The 25,268-nt window shown below is 71.3% G+C and carries 23 protein-coding genes and 1 tRNA gene; 12 read left to right on the top strand and 12 right to left on the bottom strand.

From position 1 onward, the window contains the following. The first annotated feature begins 49 nt into the window (after nucleotides 1–49). Both CSC68_RS00405 and CSC68_RS00400 read left to right on the top strand, forming a co-directional pair. On the top strand, nucleotides 50–1,555 hold the full coding sequence (locus CSC68_RS00405; protein ID WP_162201534.1) for an alanine/glycine:cation symporter family protein: 1,506 nt from the start codon (nucleotides 50–52) through the stop codon (nucleotides 1,553–1,555). Then, nucleotides 1,555–2,475, top strand: coding sequence for a TrmH family RNA methyltransferase (locus CSC68_RS00400; protein ID WP_246193401.1), 921 nt, complete (start codon nucleotides 1,555–1,557; stop codon nucleotides 2,473–2,475). The genes CSC68_RS00405 and CSC68_RS00400 overlap by 1 nt, the downstream gene beginning before the upstream one ends. A 16-nt stretch (nucleotides 2,476–2,491) precedes the next feature. On the opposite strand, the gene CSC68_RS00395 is transcribed toward CSC68_RS00400, so the two are convergent. The 5 genes from CSC68_RS00395 to CSC68_RS00375 all read right to left on the bottom strand — a co-directional run bounded on the left by CSC68_RS00395 (nucleotide 2,492) and on the right by CSC68_RS00375 (nucleotide 7,627). Further along, nucleotides 2,492–4,492, bottom strand: a complete 2,001-nt coding sequence (locus CSC68_RS00395; protein WP_162201533.1) for a glycoside hydrolase family 97 protein — start codon at nucleotides 4,490–4,492, stop codon at nucleotides 2,492–2,494. Between the two features lie 94 nt (nucleotides 4,493–4,586). Beyond that, nucleotides 4,587–5,987, bottom strand: coding sequence for a M28 family peptidase (locus CSC68_RS00390; RefSeq protein ID WP_162201532.1), 1,401 nt, complete (start codon nucleotides 5,985–5,987; stop codon nucleotides 4,587–4,589). Between the two features lie 93 nt (nucleotides 5,988–6,080). Next, on the bottom strand, nucleotides 6,081–6,506 hold the full coding sequence (mscL, locus tag CSC68_RS00385) for a large-conductance mechanosensitive channel protein MscL (RefSeq protein WP_028914584.1): 426 nt from the start codon (nucleotides 6,504–6,506) through the stop codon (nucleotides 6,081–6,083). Nucleotides 6,507–6,581: 75 nt separating this feature from the next. Continuing rightward, a complete protein-coding gene (locus CSC68_RS00380) occupies nucleotides 6,582–7,298 on the bottom strand; it encodes a fumarylacetoacetate hydrolase family protein (RefSeq protein ID WP_162201531.1) in 717 nt (238 codons plus the stop codon). A gap of 53 nt (nucleotides 7,299–7,351) precedes the next feature. Beyond that, nucleotides 7,352–7,627: a hypothetical protein gene (locus CSC68_RS00375; protein ID WP_162201530.1), complete on the bottom strand. Its 276-nt coding sequence runs from the start codon at nucleotides 7,625–7,627 to the stop codon at nucleotides 7,352–7,354. Nucleotides 7,628–7,688: 61 nt separating this feature from the next. Between CSC68_RS00375 and CSC68_RS00370 the strand changes: the two genes are divergently transcribed. Further along, on the top strand, nucleotides 7,689–8,030 hold the full coding sequence (locus CSC68_RS00370; protein ID WP_162201529.1) for a Rieske (2Fe-2S) protein: 342 nt from the start codon (nucleotides 7,689–7,691) through the stop codon (nucleotides 8,028–8,030). A gap of 6 nt (nucleotides 8,031–8,036) precedes the next feature. On the opposite strand, the gene CSC68_RS00365 is transcribed toward CSC68_RS00370, so the two are convergent. The 4 genes from CSC68_RS00365 to thiS form a co-directional block, all read right to left on the bottom strand. Continuing rightward, a complete protein-coding gene (locus CSC68_RS00365; RefSeq protein WP_162201528.1) occupies nucleotides 8,037–9,890 on the bottom strand; it encodes an SLC13 family permease in 1,854 nt (617 codons plus the stop codon). Nucleotides 9,891–9,974: 84 nt separating this feature from the next. Further along, complete coding sequence (gene trmB, locus CSC68_RS00360; RefSeq protein ID WP_162201527.1) at nucleotides 9,975–10,739, bottom strand: tRNA (guanosine(46)-N7)-methyltransferase TrmB; 765 nt, start codon at nucleotides 10,737–10,739, stop codon at nucleotides 9,975–9,977. Between the two features lie 2 nt (nucleotides 10,740–10,741). After that, nucleotides 10,742–11,536: a thiazole synthase gene (locus CSC68_RS00355; RefSeq protein ID WP_162201526.1), complete on the bottom strand. Its 795-nt coding sequence runs from the start codon at nucleotides 11,534–11,536 to the stop codon at nucleotides 10,742–10,744. A 54-nt stretch (nucleotides 11,537–11,590) separates the two neighbouring features. Next, nucleotides 11,591–11,791: a sulfur carrier protein ThiS gene (gene thiS, locus CSC68_RS00350; protein ID WP_162201622.1), complete on the bottom strand. Its 201-nt coding sequence runs from the start codon at nucleotides 11,789–11,791 to the stop codon at nucleotides 11,591–11,593. Nucleotides 11,792–11,936: 145 nt separating this feature from the next. Here thiS and CSC68_RS00345 point away from each other — a divergent pair, with 145 nt between their 5' ends. From CSC68_RS00345 to CSC68_RS00320, 6 genes are all read left to right on the top strand, one after another. Then, nucleotides 11,937–13,733, top strand: a complete 1,797-nt coding sequence (locus CSC68_RS00345) for an autotransporter domain-containing protein (RefSeq protein ID WP_162201525.1) — start codon at nucleotides 11,937–11,939, stop codon at nucleotides 13,731–13,733. Nucleotides 13,734–13,797: 64 nt separating this feature from the next. Continuing rightward, a tRNA-Gly gene (locus tag CSC68_RS00340) sits at nucleotides 13,798–13,871 on the top strand. 67 nt (nucleotides 13,872–13,938) lie between these two features. Further along, on the top strand, nucleotides 13,939–14,826 hold the full coding sequence (gene rimK / locus CSC68_RS00335; protein ID WP_162201524.1) for a 30S ribosomal protein S6--L-glutamate ligase: 888 nt from the start codon (nucleotides 13,939–13,941) through the stop codon (nucleotides 14,824–14,826). A 272-nt stretch (nucleotides 14,827–15,098) separates the two neighbouring features. Further along, a complete protein-coding gene (locus CSC68_RS00330) occupies nucleotides 15,099–15,575 on the top strand; it encodes a hypothetical protein (protein WP_246193400.1) in 477 nt (158 codons plus the stop codon). Nucleotides 15,576–15,593: 18 nt separating this feature from the next. After that, a complete protein-coding gene (locus tag CSC68_RS00325; protein WP_013534177.1) occupies nucleotides 15,594–16,277 on the top strand; it encodes a response regulator transcription factor in 684 nt (227 codons plus the stop codon). Continuing rightward, nucleotides 16,234–17,643 (top strand): sensor histidine kinase, encoded by a 1,410-nt coding sequence (locus CSC68_RS00320; RefSeq protein ID WP_246193399.1) that lies wholly within the window; start codon nucleotides 16,234–16,236, stop codon nucleotides 17,641–17,643. Before CSC68_RS00325 ends, CSC68_RS00320 begins: the two co-directional genes overlap by 44 nt. On the opposite strand, the gene CSC68_RS00315 is transcribed toward CSC68_RS00320, so the two are convergent. Together CSC68_RS00315 and metF are read right to left on the bottom strand one after the other, a co-directional pair. After that, a complete protein-coding gene (locus CSC68_RS00315; protein ID WP_162201522.1) occupies nucleotides 17,640–18,422 on the bottom strand; it encodes a DUF4124 domain-containing protein in 783 nt (260 codons plus the stop codon). The genes CSC68_RS00320 and CSC68_RS00315 overlap by 4 nt on opposite strands. Before the next feature lie 48 nt (nucleotides 18,423–18,470). Further along, nucleotides 18,471–19,295: a methylenetetrahydrofolate reductase [NAD(P)H] gene (gene metF, locus CSC68_RS00310; RefSeq protein ID WP_162201521.1), complete on the bottom strand. Its 825-nt coding sequence runs from the start codon at nucleotides 19,293–19,295 to the stop codon at nucleotides 18,471–18,473. Between the two features lie 187 nt (nucleotides 19,296–19,482). Here metF and CSC68_RS00305 point away from each other — a divergent pair, with 187 nt between their 5' ends. Continuing rightward, on the top strand, nucleotides 19,483–20,040 hold the full coding sequence (locus CSC68_RS00305) for a DUF3228 family protein (protein ID WP_162201520.1): 558 nt from the start codon (nucleotides 19,483–19,485) through the stop codon (nucleotides 20,038–20,040). Nucleotides 20,041–20,202: 162 nt separating this feature from the next. Next, nucleotides 20,203–20,868 (top strand): hypothetical protein, encoded by a 666-nt coding sequence (locus tag CSC68_RS00300; protein ID WP_425501181.1) that lies wholly within the window; start codon nucleotides 20,203–20,205, stop codon nucleotides 20,866–20,868. Nucleotides 20,869–20,938: 70 nt separating this feature from the next. Here CSC68_RS00300 and ahcY read toward each other — a convergent pair whose 3' ends face one another. Then, entirely contained in the window at nucleotides 20,939–22,384 is a 1,446-nt protein-coding gene (gene ahcY, locus CSC68_RS00295) for an adenosylhomocysteinase (RefSeq protein ID WP_162201518.1), read from the bottom strand. A gap of 298 nt (nucleotides 22,385–22,682) precedes the next feature. On the opposite strand from ahcY, the gene CSC68_RS00290 reads away from it, so the two are divergent. Then, the gene (locus CSC68_RS00290) at nucleotides 22,683–25,172 is read left to right on the top strand and encodes a prolyl oligopeptidase family serine peptidase (protein WP_162201620.1); all 2,490 of its coding nucleotides are present in this window, start codon (nucleotides 22,683–22,685) and stop codon (nucleotides 25,170–25,172) included. Nucleotides 25,173–25,268: the final 96 nt, after the last annotated feature.

Genomic DNA, 25,268 nt, shown 5'->3' with positions numbered 1-25,268 from the left:
ATGCGCCGCGCATCCCCATTCCGTTCCCGACGGCCGGAGACCCAACCCCGTGGAAGCTTTCCTTGCCTGGATAAACGGCATCATCTGGAGCAACGCGCTGATCGCGTTGTGCCTGGGTGCCGGCCTGTGGTTCACCTTCCGCACCCGCGTGATGCAGGTGCGCGGTTTCGCCGAGATGTGCCGGTTGACCGTCACCGGACAGAAGTCCGACGCAGGCGTGTCCTCGTTCCAGGCGCTGGCCATCTCCATGGCCGGACGCATGGGCATCGGCAACATCGCCGGCGTGGCCACGGCCATCGCCTACGGCGGTCCGGGCGCGGTGTTCTGGATGTGGGTGATGGGCTTCCTCGGCGCCTCGACCTCGTACATCGAGAGCAGCCTGGCCCAGATCTACAAGGAGAAGGACGCCGAGGGGCGCTACCGTGGCGGCCCGGCGTACTACATCGAGAAGGCCATGGGCCTGAAGTGGTATGCGGCGGTATTCGCAGTGGCTACCGTGGTCGCCACCGGCCTGCTGCTGCCGGGCGTGCAGGCCAACGCCATCGCCGACAGCGCCAGCAGCGTGCTGTGCAGTGGCGAAGGCGCGGCCTGCGTGGCCCTGGGCGGGGCGGGGATGCTCAAGCTGTGGATCGGCCTGGCCGTGGCCTTCCTGCTGGGCCTGATCATCTTCGGCGGCATCAAGCGCATCGCCACCTTCGCCGAGGTCGTGGTGCCGTTCATGGCGCTGGCCTTCATCCTGATGGCGGTCATCGTGATGATCGTCAACGCGGACAAGGTGCCAGCGATGTTCGCCGACATCTTCTCCAGCGCGTTCGGCGGCCACGCGGCGTTCGGCGCGATCCTCGGCCAGGCCATCGCCTGGGGCGTCAAGCGCGGCGTCTACGCCAACGAGGCAGGCCAGGGCACCGGCCCGCACGCGGCCGCGGCGGCCGAGGTCTCGCACCCGGCCAAGCAGGGTTACGTGCAGGCCTTCGCGATCTACTTCGACACCATGCTGGTGTGCACCTCCACCGCCTTCCTGGTGCTGTCCACCGGCATGTACAACACCTTCCGCGTGGTGCTGGAGGACGGCAAGGAGACGCTGCAGGCCATCGTCACCGGCGTGCCGGGCGTGCAGCCGTCGGAAGGCGCGCAGTTCACCCAGGCGGCGGTCGAGTCGGTGCTGCCGGGGTGGGGCGCGGGCTTCGTGGCGCTGGCGCTGTTCTTCTTCGCCTTCACCACGATCATGGCCTATTACTACATGGCCGAGACCAACCTCACCTACCTGGCCGGCGTGCGCAAGACGCATCCGCTGGCGACCCTGCTGCTGCGCCTGGGCATCATCGGCATGGTCGTGTTCGGCGCGTACCACAACGCCGCCACCGCGTGGACCCTGGGCGATATCGGCGTGGGCCTGATGGCCTGGCTCAACATCATCGCCATCCTGATCCTGCAGAAGCCGGCGCTGCTGGCGCTGCAGGACTACGAGCGGCAGAAGAAGCTGGGGGTCGAGCCGGTGTTCGATCCGGAAGCGCTGGGCATCCGCAACGCCGGCTTCTGGTCCAGGAAGCGCTGATGGCCAGTCCCTGGGACCGCGGTCCGCGCCAGCCGCGCAAGGGGCCGCCGCGCCGCGACGGGAACGGCCGGCCGGCGCCTGCCAGGCCGCGCCTGGAAGGCGACCAGGCTCCCGCCGCCGTAGGCGCCGGCTGGCCGCAGGCAGGGGAGCACGGGACGGCCGCCGATACGCCCGCGCCGCGCCCGGCGCGCCGCGAGGAAGTGCGGCTGTACGGGCTCAATGCGGTGCAGGCGGTCTTCGGGCGTCGGCCCCAGGCGATCCGCAAGCTCTACCTGTTGCAGTCGCGGGTGCACGCGCTGCGTCCGCTGCTGGCCTGGTGCGTGCAGAACCGGGTCGGCTACCGCGTGGTCGAGGCGGAGGACCTGGACCGGCTGGCGGCCAGCTCGCACCACGAGGGCGTGGTCGCCGACGTGCTGCGCAGCGAGCCGCTGCCGCTGGAGGACTGGCTGGCCACGCTGGCGCCCGGAGCCCCGGCGCTGGCCCTGTGGCTGGATGGCGTGGGCAATCCGCACAACTTCGGCGCGATCCTGCGCTCGGCCGCGCACTTCGGCGCGGCGGTGCTGCTGCCTGCGCAGTCGACGCTGGCGCTGTCCGGTGCCGCGGCGCGCGTGGCCGAGGGCGGTGCGGAAGGCGTGGCCCTGGTGCGCCTGCCCGGCAACGACGAGGCGCTGGCGCGCCTGCACGCGGCCGGTTTCGTGTCCGCCGCCACCGTGGTGCGCGATGGCGAGGACCTGTTCGCGATGCAGCCGCAGGCGCGGCTGGTCTACGTGATGGGTGCCGAAGGCGAGGGCATGGACGCCGGCCTGGCCGGCGCCTGCCGGCACCGGGTGTCGATTTCCGGCACCGGCGCGGTGGAAAGCCTCAACGTCGCCGCGGCCACCGCGGTGTTCCTGGCGCACTGGGCCGCCGCGCGCCGCTGACCGCGCGGCGCGCGCCTCAATCCCGCATGGCGATGCGCAGCGGCGTGGCCTGCAGGTGCAGTACCGCGCCGCCGCCAGCCGCCAGTTCCAGGCGGATGCGGCGATGGCCGGCATCGACGCGCCGTTGCTCGCGGACCACGTCGGTCGGCTTGTTGCCGTCGCGCCACACGGTTGCGCTGTAGTCCGCCGCCGGCAGGAAGCCCAGGTCCAGCTCCAGGGTGCGCGCCCGGTCGGTCATCGCGCCGATGTACCAGTCGCGTCCCACCCGGCGTGCGGTGACGATGTGGCTGCCGATCGCGCCGTCCAGCACCCGGGTCTCGTCCCAGCTGGTGGGCACCAGGCGGATGAAGTCCGCGCCGGGCGCGTCGACGTAGACGTCCGGACTGTCGGCCACCATCTGCAGCGGACTGTCGTAGACCACGTACATCGCCAGCTGGTGGGCGCGCGTGCCCATCACCTCCGGTCCCTTGAACCTCACCTGGAACGCCTCCGGCGTGGTGTTGCGGAAGCCGCCGGGGGTGTAGTCCATCGGCCCCAGCAGCATGCGGGTGAACGGCAGGGTGACGTTGTGCGCCGGGGTGATGCGCCGGCTCCACTTGTTGTACTCCGCGCCGAGCACGCCTTCCTGGGTGATGTACTGCGGCCAGGTGCGCTGCAGGCCGGTGGGGCGGTAGGCGCCGTGCAGGTTGAGCATCAGCCGGTGGCGGGCCGAGGCGCGCATCATCTCGTGGAAGAAGGCGACCATCTGCTGGTCGTCGCGTTCCATGAAGTCGACCTTGACGCCCTTGACCCCGAGCTGCGCGTAACGCTCGAATACCTCGTCCAGGCGGGGCTCGAGCGAGCGCCAGTGCGCCCACAGCCAGATGCCGACGCCGCGCTCGCCGGCGTAGGCGATGAGGTCTTCCAGGTCCAGCCCGGGAATCGCGCGGGTGATGTCCGCATCCGGGTTGTAGTGGCCGTTGCCGGTGCTGCCGACGTACCAGCCGTCGTCGACCAGCATGTACTCCAGGCCCAGCGCCGCGGCGTGGTCGATATAGCGGCGGATGGTGGCGGTGTTCATGCCCGGCTCGGGCACGTCCGGCGCCAGCCCGCCCGACCACCAGTCCCAGGCCGACTTGCCGGGGCGGATCCACGAGGTGTCGGCGATCGGCGTGGGCGGGTTGAGGCGGGCGACCAGGTCCGACTCGACCAGCGCCCCGGGGCTGGCGCCCAGCATCAGCACGCGCCATGGCGTGGGATGGCCGGCGGCGTCCACCTCGCCGCGCGGCAGGCGCACGGCCACGCCGGGCTCGTCCAGGCGTGGCGACAGTTTCGCTTCCACCCCGAGGCGGCCATCGGCGCGGCCGGCGAGGTACAGGCCGGCGTAGCGGTCCAGGTCGGCCTCGGCGATGGCGAAGGTGGTCGTGCCTTCGCCGGTGGCGCAGACCAGCGGCAGGTCGACCAGGTGGTGCGGGCGGATGCGCGAGGCGTCGACCGGGTCGAACTCGCCTTCGTGGCTGGTGCCGAAGCGGCCGAGGTTGAGCGCGTGGCAGGCGTAGTCGCGCGGGAACAGGAAACCGGTCAGTTCCCCGTCCACCACCAGGTCGCCGCGCGCCGGGCGCGGCAGGCGGTAGCGCAGGGCGACGCCATCGTCGTAGGCGCGCAGCACCAGGCCGAGCACGCGGCCCTCGGCGTCGGCGAGGTCGATCTCCAGCTGGCGGTAATGGTCGCGGCCTTCGCGCGACTTGCCCGCGACCACCTCGTAACGCGCATCGGCTTCGGTCGTGCGGCTACCGGCCAGGCGCAGGCCCTTGCCCATCTGGCCATCGCCCGCCAGGCGCACGCCCAGCGGCGAAGGCGCGATCACCGGCCTGCCGTCGCGCGCCACGGCCCAGGTGGGCGCACCGCTGGCGTCGAGCCCGAAGCTGATGCTGTTGCGGCCGTCGGGCGACTGCAGCTGCAGCGGCACGGAGGCATGCGCATGCGTGGCATGCAGGCCCAGCAGCAGGACGAAGGCGGTACGCAGGCAGGCTGGCATCGACGGCTCCCTTCCTGGAGAGGAAGGGAGCGTACCTTCTCGCGCGGCCGGCGTCCCGGCTGGATCGGCGGCGCTCCGGGTGGGCGGGGACCCGTCAGTCGGCCGGCTTCGGCATGGTGCCCGGCCTGCTGCCGAAGTCGCCCTCGGCCTCGGCGGCCAGCCAGGCCAGCACCGCCCAGGCGGCCACGTTCTGCTTCAGCGCTTCCGGATCCACCTTGTCCAGGGTGTCGTCGGCGGTGTGGTGCAGGTCGAAGTAGTCGGTGCCATCCTGCGCCAGCCAGGCCCAGGCCGCGCCCTTGGCCGCCAGCGGGATGATGTCCGGGCCGGGGCCGCCCTGGCCGGGCGCGTGCTCGATGCCCAGCGGCGCCAGCGCCTGCGCGATCTGGCGGGTGGCCGCCTGCGCATGCTCCGGCGCGCTGGTGTTGAAGGCGTAGATGCGGCCGGCGCCGAAGTCGCTCTCGGCGGCCAGCTGGTGCAGGGCGATTTCGCCGGCGTGGCGCTCGGCGTAGGCCTTGCCGCCGAGCAGGCCCTGCTCCTCGTTGGCGTAGGCGACCACGCGGATGCTGCGCGCAGGGCGCCGCGGCATCTGCTTGACCAGGCGCGCGGCGGCCATGGTGATGCCGATGCCGGCGGCATCATCGATCGCGCCGGTGCCCAGGTCCCAGGAATCCAGGTGGGCGCCCAGCAGCACCACCTCCTTGGGCCGGCTGCGGCCGGTGATCTCGCCGATCACGTTCTGCGAGGTGTACTCGCCGTCCCAGCCGCAGTCCAGGTCCAGGCGCACCCGGACCGGGCCGCGGGCGGCAAGGCGCGCCAGCTGGTCGGCATCGGGGATGCTCAGCGCCGCCGACGGGACCGGGGTGAGGCCGTCGTCGAAGCGGGTGATGCCGGTGTGGGGGACGCGATGGTTGTCGGTGCCGGCCGAGCGCATCAGGAAGCCGATCGCGCCCTTGCGGATGGCCAGCGACGGGCCACGCGAACGGATCGCGCTGCCGGGACCGTAGCCGGCACCGTCGCGCGCGGCCGGCATCTGGTAGTCGACGAAGGCGATGCGTCCGGCCAGCGAGCCTTCCGGCGCTGCCTCCAGCGAAGCCAGGTCCGGGAAGCGCACGATCTCCGCCTCGACCGTGCCGCCCGGGCTGCCGCCGGGCGCGGTGACCGCCAGGGGCTGGGCGTTGGCGCCGACTACGGCCGCACGCTCGCCGCGACGCTCCCACCTGGGGAAGGTCACCGGCTCGGTCCACACCTTGTCGAAGCCCAGCTCCCTGAACTTGGCCACCGCCCAGGCGACGGCGCGGGCGTCCGCCTCGCTGCCGGCGATGCGCGGGCCGACCTCGGTGGTCAGCGACTCGGTGACCTTCCAGGCGGTGTCGTCGGCCAGGGCGCGCTCGCGCAGGGTCGTGGCCTGCTCCAGGGCGCGGTCGGGAATGCGGGTTTCGGCGGCGGTCGCCGCCAGCGGGACCAGCAGGGCGGCGGCAAGCAGGGCAAGGCGCATGCAGCAAGGCTCCGGCGTATGGGAACGCATGAGCCTAGCAAGCCCCGGCAGGCCGCTCCCGTGCGCATGGTCACGGGAGCGGCGGGGATGTCCTCAGCGCTGCTGCAGCGAATCGCGGATCTGGCGCAGCAGGAGCACTTCCTCGCTCGGCTCCGGCGGCGCGGCCGGGGCTTCCTCTTCCTGCTTGCGGCGGCGGGCCAGGCGGTTGACACCCTTGACCAGCATGAAGATGGCGAAGGCCACGATCAGGAACTGGATGACGGTGTTGAGGAACTCGCCGTAGCCGATGACCACCGCCGGGATCTCGCTGCCGTCGGCGGCCACGCGCGCCGGGGCGAGGGTCCAGGCCAGGTCGGAGAAGTCGACGTTGCCGATCAGCCAGCCCAGCGGCGGCATGATGACCTTGTCCACCAGCGCGGTGACGATCTTGCCGAAGGCGCCGCCGATGACCACGCCCACGGCGAGGTCGATGACGTTGCCGCGCATGGCGAATTCCTTGAACTCGCTGATCATGCCCATCTCGTTCTCCTTCTCTGTCTACGGGTGCCCGCGGCACGGGCGCGAAGCGTAACCCGCGCCGGGCGCGGGCGGCGATCAGGCGGCGACGCGGCCGTGCAGGGTGGCGATCCCGTCCAGGCTGGCGGCAAAGGCGTCACCGGGCTGCAGCGCGGCCACCCCGGCCGGCGTGCCCATGAACACCAGGTCGCCGGCGCGCAGGGCATACAGTTTCGACAGCTCGTGCAGGATCTCCGGCACGTCCCAGATCAGGTCCGACAGCGGCGCGCGCTGGCGCACCTGCCCGTTGACCTGCAGCTCCAGCACGCGGTCGCCAAGGTCGCCCGCCCCGGCGGCAGGCACCAGCTCGCCCACCGGCGCGGAATGGTCGAAGCCCTTGGCGATGTCCCAGGGCAGGCCCCTGGACTTGGCCGCGGCCTGCAGGTCGCGGCGGGTCAGGTCCAGGCCAACGGTGTAACCGAACACCAGCGCCTGCGCCTGCTCCACCGGCAGCACGCCGGCCGGGGCGTCGCGCCCGATCGCCACTACCAGCTCGACCTCGTGGTGCAGGTCGGAGGTGGCGGGCGGGTAGGGCACCACGCCGTCGGTGACCACGGCGTCGGCGGGTTTCATGAAGAACACCGGGGTGCCGCGCTCGGCCTTCGAGGCAGGCACCGCCGCGCCCATCTCGCGGGCGTGGTCGGCGAAGTTGCGGCCCACGCAGTAGATGCGGCGGACCGGGAAGCGGCCACCGCCGCGCACGGCCAGGCGCGGCGCGGGCGGCGCGGGGATCACGTCAGTGGAATCGGCGCTCATGCTGGGGCCCGGCATATTGGGCCGCACAGTCTAGCCGGCTGCGGCGGCGCAGGTCAGCGCGGCAGGGCCTGGCGGCGCAGGACGCGGTACTCGGCGTCCATCACCTCGCCGGTGGCGGCCGGCCGGGCGCCGCGGCTGCGCAGCAGCTTCCAGCCCAGGCCCACGGCCAGCATGGCCGCGCCCACGAACACACTGACGAACACCAGCAGCGCGAGCACGGCCACGCCGACCAGACCCAGCGCCACGCGCAGCAGCGGGTGCCGCGGCTTGCGGGGCTGGAACAGGTCGCGCAGGCGCGAGCCGTCGAAGTGGAAGTGGCGTTGGTGCATTGCGTGCATGCCAGAATGGCGGGTGGCCGGCAGTATCGGCGCGATATCCACGTGGGGTGTGATGAATTCGTTAAACCCGGAACCGCTGCTCAGTCTGGATTCCATACCCGACGGCGGATTGGCGGAGGCGCAGGCTACGCTGGACGGCGAGCCCGAGTCCCTGGTCCTGTACCGGGACGGCGGCAGCGTGCGTGCCTGGCTCAATGTCTGCCCGCACGCAGGCAGGCGCCTGGATTGGGCGCCGGGGCAGTTCCTGAAGAGCCGCGAAGGACAGCTGGTGTGCGCGGCGCACGGGGCCTCGTTCGAGCTGCAGCAGGGGACCTGCGTGGCCGGCCCCTGCCGTGGCGACGCCCTGCGGGCGGTCCCGGTCGAGGTGCGCGACGGCCAGGTCTGGCTGGCCTGAGCCGGCTCAGCGGCCCCAGAACATCAGGTTGACCATGGTCACCGCGATCGCCGAGTACAGCAGCGACAACGGTCCGCCCACGCGCCACAGCTGGCGCGAGGTGTAGCCGGCCGGGCCGGTGATCATCGAGATCACCGGGTTGGAGGCGGTCATGAAGTTGTTGGACGCCGACAGCGCGGTGACCAGGGCGAAGGCGGTCGGGTCGCCGCCCACCGCCAGCGCCAGGTTGATCGCGATCGGCACCATCACAATGGTGGCGCCGACGTGGCTGATCACCAGCGAGAAGCCCGTGGTCAGCAGCGCCACCACGATCTGCAGCACCCAGGGCGGGGTGCCGTCGGGCAGCCGCTCCAGGGTATTGCCGGCGACCCAGGCGGCGGCGCCGCTGCTGTCCATGGCCCAGCCCAGCGGGATCAGGCAGGCGGTGAGGAACACGGTCTTCCAGTTGATGGCGGCGTAGGCCTCGTCCATCTTCAGCACGCCCGCCAGCAGCATGCCGGCCACGCCGGTCATCAGGATCAGCGACACCGGCAGGCGCGCGAACAGCGCGACCAGGATGGTGAAGGCGAAGATCGCCATGGCGATCTTGAACTTGTGCGGGCGCTGTTCGCCCTTGGGGTAGTCGGTGACCACGGCGAAGTCGCGGCTGCGCGCGGCCTGGGCCAGGTCCTGCCAGAAGCTGTGGAACACCAGCATGTCGCCGGCGCGCAGCGGCACCGAGCGCACGTCCTCGCGGATCACCTGCTTGTCGCGGTTGATCGCCAGCAGGCTGATGCCCAGGCGCTGGCGCAGGCGCATCTCGCGCGCGGTCTTGCCGATGAAGGTCGAGGTCGGCGGCACCACCGCCTCGGAGATGCCGGCGCGCGCCGGGTTGAACAGGTCGCCGAGGTTGCGCAGGCGCGAGGACATGCGCAGGAAGTGGTTCTGGGCGAAGTCCGCCACCTGCTGGCGGCGGCCCATCACGCCCAGCACGCTGCCGACCCAGATGCGCATGTCCGCCGGCGGCGCCAGGCGGGTGTCGTTGCCGGTCTTCAGCGCCAGCAGCACCGGCGCGTCGTGCAGGTTCTCGGCCTCGCCCAGGGTCATGCCCACCAGCGGGCTGTCGGCGGTCACCGCCAGTTCGTAGACGTCGCCGTCCAGGCCGTAGGTGCGGGCGAAGTAGCCCTCGGTGCTGGAGGGCGTGGCGTTCTCGCCGCCGGTTTCCTCCTCGGCCAGCTTGCGGTTGCCGTAGAAGCGGAAGTACAGCAGCGAGCCCACCAGCAGGGCCAGGCCCACCGGCGCCGGGGCGAACATCGACAACGGCTCCAGCGTGGCCATGCCCGAGGGCAGGTTGTTGTTGGCCGAGACCAGCAGGTCGTTGAGCAGGATCAGCGGCGAGTTGCCGACCATGGTCAGCGCCGCGCCCATCACGATCGCCGCGGCGAGCGGCAGCAGCAGCCGCGACAGCGCCATCCCGGTGCGGGTGGACAGGCGCGAGGCCACCGGCAGGTACAGCGCCATCACCGACGGGTTCTGCATGAACGAGGAATTGAGGCCGGCAATGGCGGTGGTCATCAGCATCAGCCGCTGCTCGACACCGTGTCCGCGCCGCAGCAGCCAGCCGGCCAGGCGGTTCAGCGCGCCGGTGCGGTCCAGGCCGGCGCCGAGGATCATCGTGGCCATGATGCTGATCACGGCGTTGCCGGAGAAGCCGCTGAAGATCTCCTCCGGCGCCACCAGGCCGGTCACGCCCAGCACCACCAGCACCACCAGCGCGACCAGGTCGCCGCGGATCCGGTCGAACAGGAACATCGCCATGGTGAAGGCCACCAGGCCCAGCACCAGGCGCATGTCGTTGGTCAGGGTCAGGCCGTATTCCATGGCGCCCCCTTCCTCAGCACCGGCCCGCGGCGGGACGGCGGCCGTGGCCGCATGCCGGATGCACGACGGCGGCCACGGGCGGTCTCATCGCGGCGACGGCTCCGGCAGCGGGGCGTCGACGCGGTCGTACAGCAGGTCCCACACCCCGTGGCCCAGCTTCAGGCCGCGGCGCTCGAAGTGGGTTTCCGGCCGCCATTCCGGGCGCGGCACGTGACCGCGCGGGCCGGCGCGATTGCCCAGGCCAGCGGTGGCTTCGAGCACGTCCCACATGTGCTCGGCATAGGGTTCCCAGTCGGTGGCCAGGTGCAGGCGGCCGCCGATGCGCAGCTTGCGCACCAGCAGCGCGGCGAACTCCGGCTGCACCAGGCGGCGCTTGTTGTGCCGCTTCTTGTGCCAAGGGTCGGGAAAGTAGATGCGGATCTCGTCCAGGGCGCCGTCGGCGACCTCGTTGCGCAGCACCTCCACCGCGTCGTGGTGGTAGAGGCGCACGTGGTCGCTGCCGTCGGCGGCCAGGGCGTTGAGCAGGCGGCCGACGCCGGGAGCGTGGACCTCCAGGCCGATGTAGTTGCGCGACGGATCCTGCTGCGCGGCGAAGCGCAGCGCCTCGCCGTTGCCGAAGCCGATCTCCAGCACCAGCGGCGCGTTGCGGCCGAACACCGCGTCGTAGTCGCGCACCTGTCCGGTGTAATCGATGCCGAAGCGCGGCCAGGCCTCGTCGAACGCGCGCTGCTGGGCCGGCGTGAACCGGCCCTGGCGCAGGACGAAGCTGCGGATCTCGCGCCGGCCTTCGCTGGCGGTGTAGGGCTTGGGCGGGGCCTTGGCGCCCTCGCTGGTGAACGGGTCCGTCATCGTCAGCCGATCAGTCCGTCCACGGGAGAGGAGGCGCTGGCGTAGCGCTTGCGCGGGATCCGCCCGGCGCGGAACGCCTCGCGCCCGGCCTCCACCGCCTTGCGCATGGCGCTGGCCATCAGCACCGGATCCTTCGCGCCGGCGATGGCGGTGTTCATCAGCACGCCGTCGCAGCCCAGCTCCATGGCGATGGCCGCGTCCGAGGCGGTGCCCACGCCGGCGTCGACGATGATCGGCACCTTGGCGTTGTCGATGATCTCCAGCAGGGTGTAGCGGTTCTGGATGCCCAGGCCCGAACCGATCGGCGCGGCCAGAGGCATCACCGCGCAGCAGCCGATCTGCTCCAGCTGGCGGGCCAGGATCGGGTCGTCGGAGGTGTAGACCATCACGTCGAAGCCGTCGGCCACCAGCAGCTCGGCCGCCTTCAGGGTCTGGACCACGTCCGGGTACAGGGTGCGCTGGTCGCCCAGCACCTCGAGTTTCACCAGGTTGTGGCCGTCAAGCAGCTCGCGCGCCAGCCGGCAGGTGCGCACGGCGTCCTCGGCGGTGTAGCAGCCGGCGGTGTTGGGCAGGATGGTGTAGCGCTCCGGCGGCAGTACGTCGAGCAGGTTGGGCTCGCCGGGGTTCTGGCCGATGTTGGTGCGGCGGATGGCGACGGTGACGATCTGGGCGCCGGCGGCCTCGGTGGCGTGGCGGGTCTCGTCGAGATCCTTGAACTTGCCGGTGCCGGTCAGCAGGCGGGAATGGAAGGTCCGGCCGGCGATGACCAGCGGATCGGAAGCAGGGACGATATTCATTGGCCGATTATGGCCCGCGGCGCGTGCGGGCGGAACCGGCGCCACCGCGCCCGCTCAGCCGCCGCCCAGGGCGTGGACCACTTCGACCCGGTCGCCCGCCGCCAGCGCATGGGTGGCATGGCTGCCGCGCGGCACGATCTCCCCGTTGACCTCGACCGCGACCCGGCGCCCGGCCAGGCCCTCGGCTTCCAGCAGCGATGCGATGGTGGTTCCGGCCGCGAGGCTCCGCGGCTCTCCGTTGAGCACGATGTCCATGGCACCGGATTGTCGCATCCCGCGGCCCCTGCCGCACCGCAGCGTGGAGACGTCCCGCTGATCGCCCATCATTGCCGGAATCGTTTCCGGTTCAACCAACCAGTTCGCCGGGCATCCCCACCGCCGGCCCCAAAGGAGCTCCACCATGCCGACATCCCGTCCCCTGCGCAGGCTGCTGCCGCTGGCCCTGGCGCTGGCCGCCGCGCCCGCGGTCGCCGGCGAATACAGCCGCACCGTCTTCTTCGGCGACAGCCTGACCGACTCCGGCCACTTCCGCAGCCTGATCCCCGAGCAGGCGCGGCCATTCACCGGCAAGTTCACCACCAACCCCGCCCTGGTCTGGTCCGAATACGTGGCCGGCCACTACGGCACCGACGCGACCACGGCGGTGGAGGGTGGCGACAACTACGCCCAGGGCGGCGCGCGCGCGGGCGTGTCCACGATCACCGCCGACAGCACGCTGGCCCAGGTCAATGCCTTCCTGGCGGCCGAGGGCGGCCGCGCCGACAGTGCGGCGCTGTACACGGTATGGACCGGCGCCAACGACATCTTCGCGATCGCCGAGGGCGCTCCGGTCGACAGCACCATCGCCACGGCGGTGGGCGGCGCGGTGCAGGCGGTGGGCGCGCTGGACGCGGCCGGCGCCCGCTACATCCTGGTCCCGAACCTGCCGGACATCGGCATCACCCCCGACGCCATCGCCGCCGGCCCGATGGCCCAGGCCACGCTCACCGCGCTGTCGGCCGGCTACAACGACGCGCTGTACGGCGCGCTCGGCCAGGCCGGCTACCGGGTGATCCCGCTGGATACCTTCAACATGCTGCGGGAGATCGCGGCCAGTCCCGCGGCCTACGGACTGTCGAACGTCACCGGCGTCGCCTGCCAGCCGCCGGGCAGCAGCTCGCTGACCTGCAACCCGACCTCCTATGCGTCGCCCGACGCCGGCCAGGCCTACCTGTTCGCCGACGGCGTGCATCCCACCGGCGTGGTGCACGCGATGCTTGGCGACTACGTGCTGTCGGTGCTGGAAGGCCCGCGACTGGCCGCGGTGATCCCGTACTCGGCGACGGTCACCGGCCGCAGCCGTGCCGACCAGGTCGCCGGCCACGTCGACGGCCGCCCGGAGGCGGCGGGCCTGCGCTGGTGGGGCGGGCTGCGCGCCGACCACCAGCGCTACGGACATGGCGACCTGTACGACGGCATCGCCCCGGCGGGCCTGTTCGGCCTCGACTGGTCCAATGGCAACGGCCTGGTGGCCGGCGCCTTCGCCGGCTACGGCCGCATGGACGCCGACTTCGGTGGCGACCGTGGCGGCTTCACCCAGGACGAGGCCACCCTCGGCGGCTTCATCGGCTGGTACGGGCAGCGTGGGTGGGTCAACGGCCAGGCCAGCTACACCTACCTGGACGTGGACGTGGACCGCGAGGTGCACATCGGCCCGGCCCTGCGCCGCCACTCCGGTTCGACCGACGGCCACGCCACCTCCGTGGGCCTGGCGGCCGGCTACGACTTCGGCGACGGCGCGCTGCGCCACGGTCCGGTGGCCTCGCTGCTGTGGCAGAAGATCGACCTGGACGGCTGGAGCGAAGGCAACACCTCCTCCAGCGCCCTGGTCCTGCCGGACCAGTCGCGCGACTCGCTGGTCGGCAGCCTGGGCTGGCAGCTGAGCTACGACACCGGCGGCGTCAACCCGTACGTGCGCGCCACCTGGGACCGCGAGTTCGAGGACGGCCCGTCGGAGGTGACGGCGCGGCTGGCGACCCTGCCGGACATGGAATACGCGGTGCCGGGCCTGCGCCTGGACGACGACTACGGCACCGTGGTCGTGGGCGCGCGCTTCGACCTGTTCGGCCTGAAGGCCGACCTCGGCGCCCGCAGCACGGTCGACCGCCGCGGCGGCAGCGATGCCGGCCTGTTCCTGGGCCTCGGCGGCAGCTTCTGAGGCGCGCCGGGCGCGGGGCCGGGCGTTGCGCCCGTGCCCCGCGGCCGCATAGACTTCCGGCCGTGCGGGTGTAGTTCAATGGTAGAACTGCAGCTTCCCAAGCTGCTAACGTGGGTTCGATTCCCATCACCCGCTCCATATCCCGCAAGACGCCGCGCGAACCGCGGCGTCTTGCGTTTCCGGGCAGTGCACACGGGCCGCGCGCATGAAGCTGGCGATCCTATCCCGCAACGGTTCGCTGTATTCGACCCGGCGCCTGGTCGAGGCCGCGCGCAGCCGCGGGCACACGGTGCGGGTGCTCGATCCCCTGCGCTGCTACATGCGCATCGCCCCCGGCGGCTTCGCCATGCGCTACAAGGGCAGGCCGGTGTCCGGTTACGACGCGGTGATCCCGCGCATCGGCACCTCGGTCACCCGCTACGCCACCGCGGTGCTGCGCCAGTTCGAGCTGATGGGCAGCTGGACCCCCAATCCCTCCGACGCGATCCTGCGCTCGCGCGACAAGCTGCGCGCGCACCAGCTGCTGGCCGCCCAGGGCATCAACCTGCCCACCACCGTGTTCGGCGACAGCCCCGACGACACCGACGACCTGCTCTCGCTGCTCGGTCCGCCGCCGCACGTGGTCAAGCTCAACGAGGGAACCCAGGGTGCCGGCGTGGTCCTGACGGAGAAGCCCTCGGCCTCGCGGGCCACGGTGGAGGCGTTGCGCGGCCTGTACGCCAACTTCCTGGTCCAGGAGTTCGTGGCCGAGGCCGCCGGCGCCGACCTGCGCTGCTTCGTGGTCGGGGATCGGGTCGTCGCGGCGATGCGCCGCCAGGCCGCCGAGGGCGAGTTCCGCTCCAACCTGCATCGCGGCGGACAGGCCGCCCCCGCCCAGGCCTCCGCGCAGGAACAGGAGATGGCGGTACGCTCGGCCCAGGCGCTGGGGCTGGAGGTCGCCGGCGTGGACCTGATCGCCTCCGGCCGCGGCCCGCTGGTCCTTGAGGTCAACTCCACCCCGGGGCTGGAAGGCATCGAGGCGGCCTGCGGGGTGGACGTGGCCGGGGCCATCGTCGAGCACGTGGCCTCCAGGGTTTCCATTGGAAATCAATAGTTTGCCTGGCAGCGCTCCGGCTTTAACACCCCTTTAATCGACCCGCCCGTAGTCTCCCCCGGACCGAAGGCTCCCTCGTCCCCCGGCGTGCACAGCGCCGGAGCATCACGGATCCACGGTAATCGGGGCATTACTTTGGCCCAGGCGTCCGGCCTGGGCCTTTTTGTGCAACGTCGCCCTGTTCATATGCCTGCCTCGTCACATTGCCCACTTGAGTGGCCGTGGGCAGAATCGGCTGACCGGCGTCCGCGCCATCATGGAACGAGGTAAGCGTGAAGAAGCTGCTCCTGCTGTCGATGCTCGGCCTGGCTGTTGCGTCCTTCCAGGCGGTGGCCGCGGCCCCGGAGGCCGCCGTCCAGCGGCTGGACGTGGGCAACCCTGCGATGCCCTTCGAGGTGCAGCGCGCCGCCATTGTCACTGCGTTGAACGACGGGACCACATACTCCGAGATGAGTGGCGAGGACCGCCGGCGCGTGCAGGTCATCCTGGACCGCATCGCCGCGATCCTCCGCGACCGCCCGGTGACCGCGCTTACCGAACTGGACCGCGTGGAGCTCTTCAACCAGCAGGAAGTGGTCAACGCGCTCCTGGCCGGCGCCCGCGAGGACAGCCGCATGGTCTGCACCCGCGAGCGCAAGGTCGGCACCCACCGGACCACCAACGTGTGCATGACCGTGGCCGAGCGTCGACGCGCCAGGGAGTACGTTCAGCAGGAAGTGGAGGCCCGGCGGATCCTGCCGGCCCGTTAACCTGACCTGGAGCAACCAGTGCGAATTCTCGTCATCGAAGACAACAGCGACATCGCCGCCAACCTCGGCGATTACCTCGAGGACCGCGGCCATACGGTCGATTTCGCCGCCGACGGCGTGACCGGCCTGCACCTGGCCGTGGTCCACGACTTCGATGCCATCGTGCTGGACCTCAACCTCCCGGGCATGGATGGCATCGAGGTCTGCCGCAAGCTTCGCAACGAGGCGCGCAAGCAGACCCCGGTGCTGATGCTCACCGCGCGCGACAGCCTGGAGAACAAGCTCGCCGGCTTCGACTCCGGCGCCGACGACTACCTGATCAAGCCGTTCGCGCTGCAGGAAGTCGAGGTGCGGCTCAACGCCCTGGCGCGCCGCGGCAAGGGCGTGCAGACGCGGGTGCTCAACACCGGCGACCTCGAGTACAACCTGGATACCCTGGAAGTGCGGCGCGAAGGACGGCTGCTGCAGCTCAACCCCACCGCGCTGAAGATCCTGCAGGCGCTGATGGAGGCTTCGCCGGCCGTGGTCACCCGGCAGGAACTGGAAACGCGGGTATGGGGCGAGGAATTGCCCGACTCCGATTCCCTGCGGGTCCACATCCACGGGCTGAGGGCGGTGGTGGACAAGCCGTTCGCCACCCCCTACATCCAGACACGCCATGGCATCGGTTACCGCATCGCAGCCCCAGAAGGTGGCAACTGACCCCGCTCCGGCGGAGAGGCCACCGGGCCGCCGCCGGACCCGCCGCTTCCGCAGGCGGCTGCGTACCCGCATCATCTTGTCCTTCCTGCTGCTGGGCACCGGCCTGACGGCATTGTTCGCGTTCCTCACCGACTACGCGCGCCAGCGCGTGGAGAGCCAGCTGGTCGAGGACGTGATGAACCGCAACATCGACGAGTACGCGCGGCGCTTCTACGTCGACCCGACCCGCAATCCGGACCTGCCGGTGCAGCAGATGCGCGGGCGGGTGGTCCGCAGCGCCGACTTCGAGCAGCTGCGCGAGATGCAGCCGGACTGGTACGAACTGCCCAACGGCAACCACAACATCACCGGCGTGGACGAGAACGGCGAGCCGTTCGCGTACAAGCTGGCGGTGCGCAAGACGCCCAACGAGTGGTTCTTCCTCGCCTACGACATGACCCAGACGCTGCGCGGCGAGGCACAGCTCAAGCGCGCGCTGTTCGCCTCGCTGGTGCTGTTCAGCGGGCTGTCGCTGCTGATCGGCTGGTGGTCGGCGTCGCGGGTGATGCGCCCGGTGACCGAACTGGCGGCGCGCCTGCGTGCCTATCGCGGCAGCAGCCAGCCGAAGAAGCTGGCCGGGCACTTCCCGGACGACGAGGTCGGCCAGCTGGCCGAGGCCCTGGACGACTACGCCTCGAGGCTGACCGAGGTCGTGCAGCGCGACCGCGAGTTCAACGCCGACGTCAGCCACGAGTTGCGCACGCCCCTGGCGGTGATCAAGGGCGCGGTGGAACTGCTGCTGTCGCGGCCGGACCTGGACGAGCGCACCCGCGCGCGCCTGCTGCGCATCCAGCGTGCCGAGCAGCAGTGCAGCGACCTGATCGGTTCGCTGCTGCTGCTGTCGCGCAACGAGCGCGGCCAGGGCCGCAGCGACGTGGCGGTGGTCGCCGAGCAGCTGCTGGAATCGCACCGGGCGCAGCTGGGCGGCAAGTCGCTGGCGCTGCGGCTGGAAGGCAGCGAGGGCGACCTGGGGGTCGAGGCGCCGGAGGCCGCGCTGTCGGGGGCGCTGGGCAACCTGATCGGCAACGCGGTCAAGTACACCCCCTCCGGCGAGGTCCTGGTGCGCCTGGTCGACGGCGGCGTGCAGGTGATCGATACCGGGCCGGGGCTCAGCGCCGAGGACGCCGACGGGCTGTTCCGCCGCGGCTACCGCGGCACCCATGCCGGCCATTCGCAGGGCGCCGGCATCGGCCTGTCCATCGTCAGCCGGCTGTGCGACCTGTACGGCTGGAAGGTCAGCGTGCGCCCGCGCGAGGACGGGGAGCACGGCGTGGTCGCGACCCTTGCCTTCGGCGGACGCGGGATCGCCGCGCCCCGCGCCGGCTAGAGCTTCAGCCACAGGCAGCCGAAGCGCCGCTGCAGGCCGAATACGGTCCGCGCCGGTGTCGCCGTGCCCGGCAGGGCCTGCTCCACGCGCAGGCCCACGACGCGTGGCGCGGGAGGCGCCGGCGGTGGCGCGGCAGTGGACGCCAGCAGCACCGCGGACGCGCTCGTTTCCACCGGCGCGGCATCGACGCCGCCGCGCGCGCTGCCGTCGTCCAAGCGCATCCACCCGGGCAGCCAGCGCGCGGCTTCCGGTGCTTCGGCGGCGGGCAAGGCGGCCTCTTCCACGGGTGGCATGGGTTCCATCACGACCGCCGGTGGTTCGGCTGCCGGCACGCTGGCCAGCTCGGGGACGATGCCCAGCACCGGCCGCGAGGCGATCCGTTCCAGCCGGTCCAGCACGCGCGCGGCCGCGCGCCCGGAAACGCCCACCCAGTCGTACAGGCTGGACAGGCGGTTGCCGTCGCGGGTGGCCAAGACGCGGTTGAGCCTTCCCGCCAGCTGCGCCGGCGTGCGCGGGCATCCGCCAGGTATCGGGGCGCGGGACGTCGGTTCGCCGCCAGGGCCGGCGCCTGCCGAATCGGTCGCGGATGGCGGCATCGTCACGGCAAGGACCTCCTCGGGGCCGCTTGGCACCGCCCCCAGCTCGGCGCAGGGCCGGTCGGTGAACACGCTGCGACCGGCCGCGTCGGTGCAGCGCTTGATGCTCTGCGCGCCCACGGGCGTGGCCGTCGCCAGCGCGAGGAGGGCAATGCAGGTCAGCGGCGGCACCCGGCAGGACATGCGGGCGAGCCTAGCCGCGCCCCCCGTGCACGGGAGGCGAACGCCGGGTCAGGCCAGCCGCTGCAGGACCGCTTCGGTCGGCTTGGCCAGGTTGAGCGTGTAGAAATGCAGCGCCGGCGCGCCACCCTCGACCAGCCGACGGCACAGCGCGGCGACCACGTCGGCGCCGAACTCGCGCACGGCCGCCGCGTCGTCGCCGAAGGCCTGCATGCGCCGGGCGATCCAGCGCGGGATCTCCGCACCGCAGGCCTCGGAGAAGCGCCGCAGCTGGGTGAAGTTCGAGATCGGCATGATCCCGGGCACGATCGGCACCTCGACGCCCAGCCGGCGCGCGTCGTCGACGAAGCGGAAGTAGGCGTCCGGGTTGTAGAAGTACTGGGTGATCGCGCCGTCGGCGCCGGCGTCGACCTTGGCCTTGAAGTAGCGCAGGTCCGCCAGCGCGTCCTCGGCCTGCGGATGCGTCTCCGGATAGGCCGCCACCTCGATGTGGAAGCGGTCGCCGTGCTCGGCCCGGATCAGCTCGACCAACTCGGAGGCATAGCGCAGGTCGCCCGGGTGGCCCATGCCCGAGGGCAGGTCACCGCGCAGGGCGACGATGCGCCGGCAGCCAATCGCCCGGTAGAGCTTGAGCAGTTCGCGGATCTCCTCGCGGTTGCCGCCCACGCAGGACAGGTGCGGCGCGGCCTCGAAACCGTGGTGCTGGTTGAGATGGCGCACCGTCTCGGAGGTGTAGCTGAGGGTGGAGCCGCCGGCGCCGAAGGTGCAGGACACGTATTCGGGCGCCCACGCCGCCAGGCGGCTGGCGGCGCGGTCCAGCTGCGCGCGCTGTTCATCGGTCTTGGGCGGATAGAACTCGAAGCTGATCGGCGTCATCGCGGCATTTCCGTGGGGCGCCGCAATCATATCTCTTTATCGCGATGAAGGATTAGAGCCGGGATTCGGGATTGGGGATTCGGGATTCGCAACAGCCCGGGACAGCGGGCCAAGGTCCGGATAGGGACACCCTTGCTCTTCCCAATCCCGAATCCCCAATCCCGAATCCCGGCTCATAAAATGAGCCATGCGCATCGTCATGACCCCCTTCGCCCGTACCCGCCTGTTTCCCCGCCAGCCGCGCGGCAACACCATCCAGGACTGCAGCGCCGAGGAATTCGAGCGCTACCTCAACGAGCACGAGCCGCTGAAGGTGATCGACGGCTACGCCCCGTTCTGCAAGCTGCACGTCCACCGCAACTGGACCAGTACCCGCTGCCTGACGGTGCCGATCACCGACGCCAACCGCCACCTGCTGCGCTCGGCCTACGAGGCCCGCAGCCGCGAGGAACTGCCGGTGCTGGTGCGCTGGTTCGAGGGCGTGGAGCCGCCCGTGGCCAACTACCTGGTGCCGATCCTGTACAGCGCCGCGCAGCTGGAAAAGGAGGGCAGCCCGATCGACGGCGACTGGGGCATCGTCGGCTGCCTGTACACGATGGAGCCGGAGGAGATCCCGATGGCGCCCATCACCATGATGCGGAACGCGCTGGGGGTGGAGGAGGGCGGCTCCGGCGTGCCGCTGGACCGCGAGGCCTACCGCCGCAGCGTCGAGTTCTGGGAAAACAACGCCAACTGGCGGCCCTGAGGCCGCGCGGCGTCCCCGCACGTCGGCGGGCGCTCAGGATTAGGCGGATGCTGCCGATCTATCGGTGCCAGCCCCGCGAGGGGCTGGTCCGCCGTGCCCGTTGCCGGCGCCAACCCCGCCACTGCCGATCCCGAACGCATGAGCGTATTCCCGATCATCCTGATGAGCGTCCTCGCCGTCTGGGCAACGTGCGCCACGGTGCTGGCCGTCGTCTCCGCGCGCCGGCTGCGGCGCGAACGGACCGCGCATGGCGAGACCCAGGACCGCATCGGCCGCTACCGCGCCGCGCTGCGCCGTGCCGAGGAAAAGGCCCAGGCGGTCGCGCAGCAGCTGGAGGCGCTGCAGCTGGAGTACGCCGCCCTGCGCCAGAGCGTGGAGGAGAGCGAGGCCGAACCGCCGGAGCGCCCGGTACCCACGGTGATGATCGACTGCCTGGACATCTCCGGCGAGATCGGCACCCTGTTCGAGCATGTCGCGCGCGTGGCCACCGCGATCCGCGACTACAGCGCCTACACCCGCGGCCACTACGGCCCCGAGCACAGCAAGGCGCGCTACGACCTGCTGTGGCTGTCCGACTGCCTGCACACCTTCGACCGCGTCGGCAAGGCGCTGGCCGCCGGCAGCCAGCGTTCGCTGGCCGCCGCCTGCCAGGAGCTGCTGCAGATGTACGACAACTACCTGGCCGACAGTTCCGGCTACGACAGCCGCGACACCTTCCGCCGCCTGGGCGACCGGGTGCCGCTGGCGGGCGTGTCCGAGGCGATCCGCTCCATCGCCATGAAGACCACCTCGCCCGAGGCCGCCGCCCGCGCCAGCGAGATGGTCTAGATCGCGGATACGGAAACGGGCGCCTTGCGGCGCCCGTTCCGGTTGCAGCCTGTGTCCGCGCGGACGCGGTTCAGTAGCGGTAGTGCTCGGGCTTGTACGGGCCGTCGACCGGCACGCCCAGGTAGTCGGCCTGGCCCTGGGTCAGCTTCGTCAGCTTCACGCCGATCTTCTCCAGGTGCAGGCGCGCCACTTCCTCGTCCAGCTTCTTCGGCAGGCGGTAGACCACCTTCTCGTACTTGCCCTTGTTCTCCCACAGGTCGATCTGGGCCAGGGTCTGGTTGGAGAACGAGTTGGACATCACGAAGCTCGGGTGGCCGGTGGCGCAGCCCAGGTTCACCAGGCGGCCTTCGGCCAGCAGGAAGATGCTGTTGCCCGAGGGGAAGGTGAACTTGTCCACCTGCGGCTTGATGTTGGTCTTCACCGCGCCGGAGGCGTACAGCCGGTCGACCTGGATCTCGTTGTCGAAGTGGCCGATGTTGCAGACGATGGCCTGGTCCTTCATCGCCTGCATGTGCTCGAGGGTGATGATGTCGCGGTTGCCGGTGGTGGTGACGTAGATGTCGGCCTGGCCGAGGGTGTCCTCGACGGTGGCGACCTCGAAGCCCTCCATGGCCGCCTGCAGCGCGCAGATCGGGTCGATCTCGGTGACGATCACGCGGGCGCCGTAGGCGCGCAGCGAGTGCGCCGAACCCTTGCCGACGTCGCCGTAGCCGCAGACCACGGCGACCTTGCCGGCCAGCATCACGTCCATCGCGCGCTTCAGGCCGTCGGCCAGCGACTCGCGGCAGCCGTAGAGGTTGTCGAACTTGCTCTTGGTGACCGAGTCGTTGACGTTGATCGCCGGCACCAGCAGCTTGCCGGCCTCGGCCAGCTGGTAGAGGCGGTGCACGCCGGTGGTGGTCTCCTCGGAGACGCCCTTCCAGTCGGCGACCACGCGGGTCCAGTAGCCCGGGCGCTCGACGGCGACGCGCTTGAGCAGGTTCTTGATCACCTGCTCCTCGTGCGAGCCGGACGGCGAGTTGACCCAGCTTTCGTCGCCCTGTTCGAGCTCATAGCCCTTGTGGATCAGCAGGGTGACGTCGCCGCCGTCGTCCACCACCAGCTCCGGGCCGGTGAGGGTGCCGTCGGGCAGGGTGAAGGTCAGCGCGTCGAGGGTGCAGTCCCAGTACTCCTCCAGGGTCTCGCCCTTCCAGGCGAAGACCGGGGTGCCGGTGGCGGCGATCGCCGCGGCCGCATGGTCCTGGGTGGAGAAGATGTTGCACGAGGCCCAGCGCACGTCGGCGCCGATGTCCTTGAGGGTCTCGATCAGCACCGCGGTCTGGATGGTCATGTGCAGCGAGCCGGTCACGCGCACGCCCTTGAGCGGCTGCGAGGCGGCGTACTTGCGGCGGATCGACATCAGGCCCGGCATCTCGTGCTCGGCGATGTCGATCTCCTTGCGGCCCCAGTCGGCCAGGGAGATGTCGGCGACCTTGTACGGCGCGGTGGCGGAAGAGGTCTGTGCTACGGCGTTCATTGCATGCTCCGGAGGAGAGGGGGAGATCCCCAGTGGTCCGGGCGCCGTTGTTGCGGTGGAGCGCGTCGAGCCTGGCCAGGGGCGCCCGTGCTGGGCGGCGGCGGATGCTTCCGCGCGGTTCCTGGTCGCAGCGCCCCTCGACGGCGCCGGCGCATTATATCGGTGCATCCGGATCGGGGCATGAACCGGCCGGGCGGCGCCGGATATGGGACTTCCGTCGGTGGCGGCATGGGCCGCCAGCTGCTATCACGGCAGTCCGCCCACAGGGAACCTCCGCATGTCCGGATCCGTCGTCCCCATGTCCGCGCAGCCACGCCCCGTGCGCCATGGCCTCCACGCCTTCCTCCTCGCCGCCGCCGTCCTGTTCGCGTCGCCGCTGGCGATCGCACAGGCCACCGGCGAAGCGGGCTACCGCGCCCCGGTAGCGGAGCTGCAGGCGATCGCCGACGCGCCGCGGCCGCCGCAGCTGTGGCTGGCGCCCAGGCGCGACCTGGCCGCCATGGTGCAGACGCCCGACCTGCCCGGCATCGACGTGGTCGCCCAGCCGGAGCTGAAGCTCGCCGGCCTGCGCTTCCATCCGCGCGTGCATGCCCCAAGCAACTTCTCCCTGGGCGCGGACCTGTGGCTGCTGGACGTGGCCACCGGCACCGAGCGCCGGATCGCCGGCCTGCCGCAACCGCTGGGCCTGGCCGGACTGGCCTGGTCCCCCGACCAGCGCTGGCTGGCCTTCAACCGCCTCGACCGCGCCAGCGGCGCCAATGAACTGTGGCTGGTCGACACCGCTTCGGCCAGGGCGCGCCGCCTCGCCAGCGGCCTGAACACCATCGGCGCCGGCTACGCCTGGCTGCCGGACAGCCGCGGGCTGCTGGTGCACCTGCGCAGCGACCGGGCGCGCCCGTTGCCGCCGGCCGACGCGGTGCCGACCGGCCCGGCCATACAGCACACCGAGGCCGGGGCCGGCGTGCGTTCGGTGCGTACCTACCAGGACCTGCTGCGCAACGAATCCGACGCGCAGACCCTGGAGCACTACCTGCTGTCGCAGCTGGCGCGGATCGACCTCGGCGGCAAGGTGACGCCGCTCGGCGCACCGGCGCTGTACCTGGCCAGTTCGCCCTCGCCCGACGGACGTTACGTGTTGGCCACGCAGGCGCAGCGCCCGTTCTCCTACCTGGTGCCGGTGACCCGCTTCCCGCGCGTGGTCGAAGTCCTGGATGCGCGCACCGGCGCGTCCGTGCACACCGTCGCACGGCTGCCGCTGGTGGAAGGCCTGCCGACCGGCAACGACGCCGTGCCCACGGGCGCCCGCCACGTGCACTGGCGCGCCGATGCCCCGGCCACCCTGGCCTGGGTCGAGGCCCGGGACGGTGGCGATCCGGCCCGCGCGGCGGAGGTGCGCGACACGGTCTTCATGCACGCCGCGCCGTTCGACGCTCCGCCCACCCGCCTGGCCGACCTGTCCTTGCGCCTGGCCGGCCTGACCTGGGCCCGCGGCGACCTGGCCACCCTGGACGAGTTCTGGTGGAAGACCCGCCAGGTCCGCACCTGGCGCGTCTTCCCCGACGAGCCGGGCCGCGCCCCGCAACTGATGTTCGAGCGTTCCTACGAGGACCGCTACGCCGATCCTGGCCGGCTCGCCACGGTGACCGACGCGGCCGGCCGCCGGCGCCTGCAGACCAGCGCCGACGGCGGCAGCCTGTTCCTGCTGGGCGACGGCGCCTCGCCGGAGGGCGACCGTCCGTTCGTGGACCGCTACGAGCTGGCTACCGGCAAGCGCGAGCGCCTGTTCCATTCCCAGCCTCCCTACTACGAGGAGCCGCGCGCCCTGCTGGACGATACCGGCACGCGCCTGCTCATCACCCGCGAGTCGCCGCAGGAGCCGACCAACTACTACGTGCGCGATGCCGCCGCCGCGCAGCCGCTGCGCGCGCTGACCGCGTTCCCGCACCCGACCCCGCAGTTGCGCGACATCTCCAAGGAACAGATCCGCTACCGCCGCGCCGACGGCGTGGAGCTGACCGGCACCCTCTACCTGCCGGCCGGTTACGACGCCAGCCGCGACGGCCCGCTGCCGGTGCTGATGTGGGCGTACCCGCAGGAGTTCAAATCCGCGCAGGCCGCCAGCCAGGTCACCGATTCGCCCTACCGCTTCAACCGCGTCAGCTACTGGGGACCGCTGCCGTTCCTGGCGCGCGGATTCGCGGTGCTGGACGATCCGTCGATGCCGATCGTGGGCGAGGGCGATGCCGAGCCGAACGATACCTACGTCGAGCAGCTGGTCGCCAGCGCGAAGGCGGCGGTCGACGAGCTGGCGCGGCGCGGCGTGGGCGATCCGGAGCGGGTCGCGGTCGGCGGGCACTCCTACGGCGCGTTCATGACCGCCAACCTGCTCGCGCACAGCGGCCTGTTCAAGGCCGGCATCGCCCGCAGCGGCGCGTACAACCGCAGCCTCACGCCGTTCGGCTTCCAGGCCGAGGAGCGCAACTACTGGCAGGCGCAGCAGACCTACCTGGCGATGTCGCCGTTCAACCATGCCGACCGGATCAAGGCCCCGCTGCTGCTGATCCATGGCGAGCAGGACAACAACTCCGGGACTTTCCCGATGCAGAGCGAGCGCATGTTCGCCGCGATCAAGGGCCTGGGCGGCACCGCGCGGCTGGTGATGCTGCCGAACGAGTCGCACCGTTACCGTGCGCGCGAGTCGATCCTGCACATGCTCGCCGAGAGCGACGACTGGCTGCAGAAGTACGTGCGCCAGGCGCGGCCGGAGGCGGCGGCAGGAGGCCGCTGAGGCAATCCGCGGCCGGCCCGGTGCCGGCCGCGGACTTCCGATACGCCTGAAACTTTTGCGGCGTCGCACAACACCCGGCTAAGCTGCCAGGTCGCC

This window comes from Pseudoxanthomonas suwonensis (assembly GCF_010093235.1).
GTDB classification, from domain to species: Bacteria; Pseudomonadota; Gammaproteobacteria; order Xanthomonadales; family Xanthomonadaceae; genus Pseudoxanthomonas; species Pseudoxanthomonas suwonensis.
Note: the sequence above shows the minus strand (reverse complement) of the source record. Positions and strands in the feature narration are given on the sequence as shown.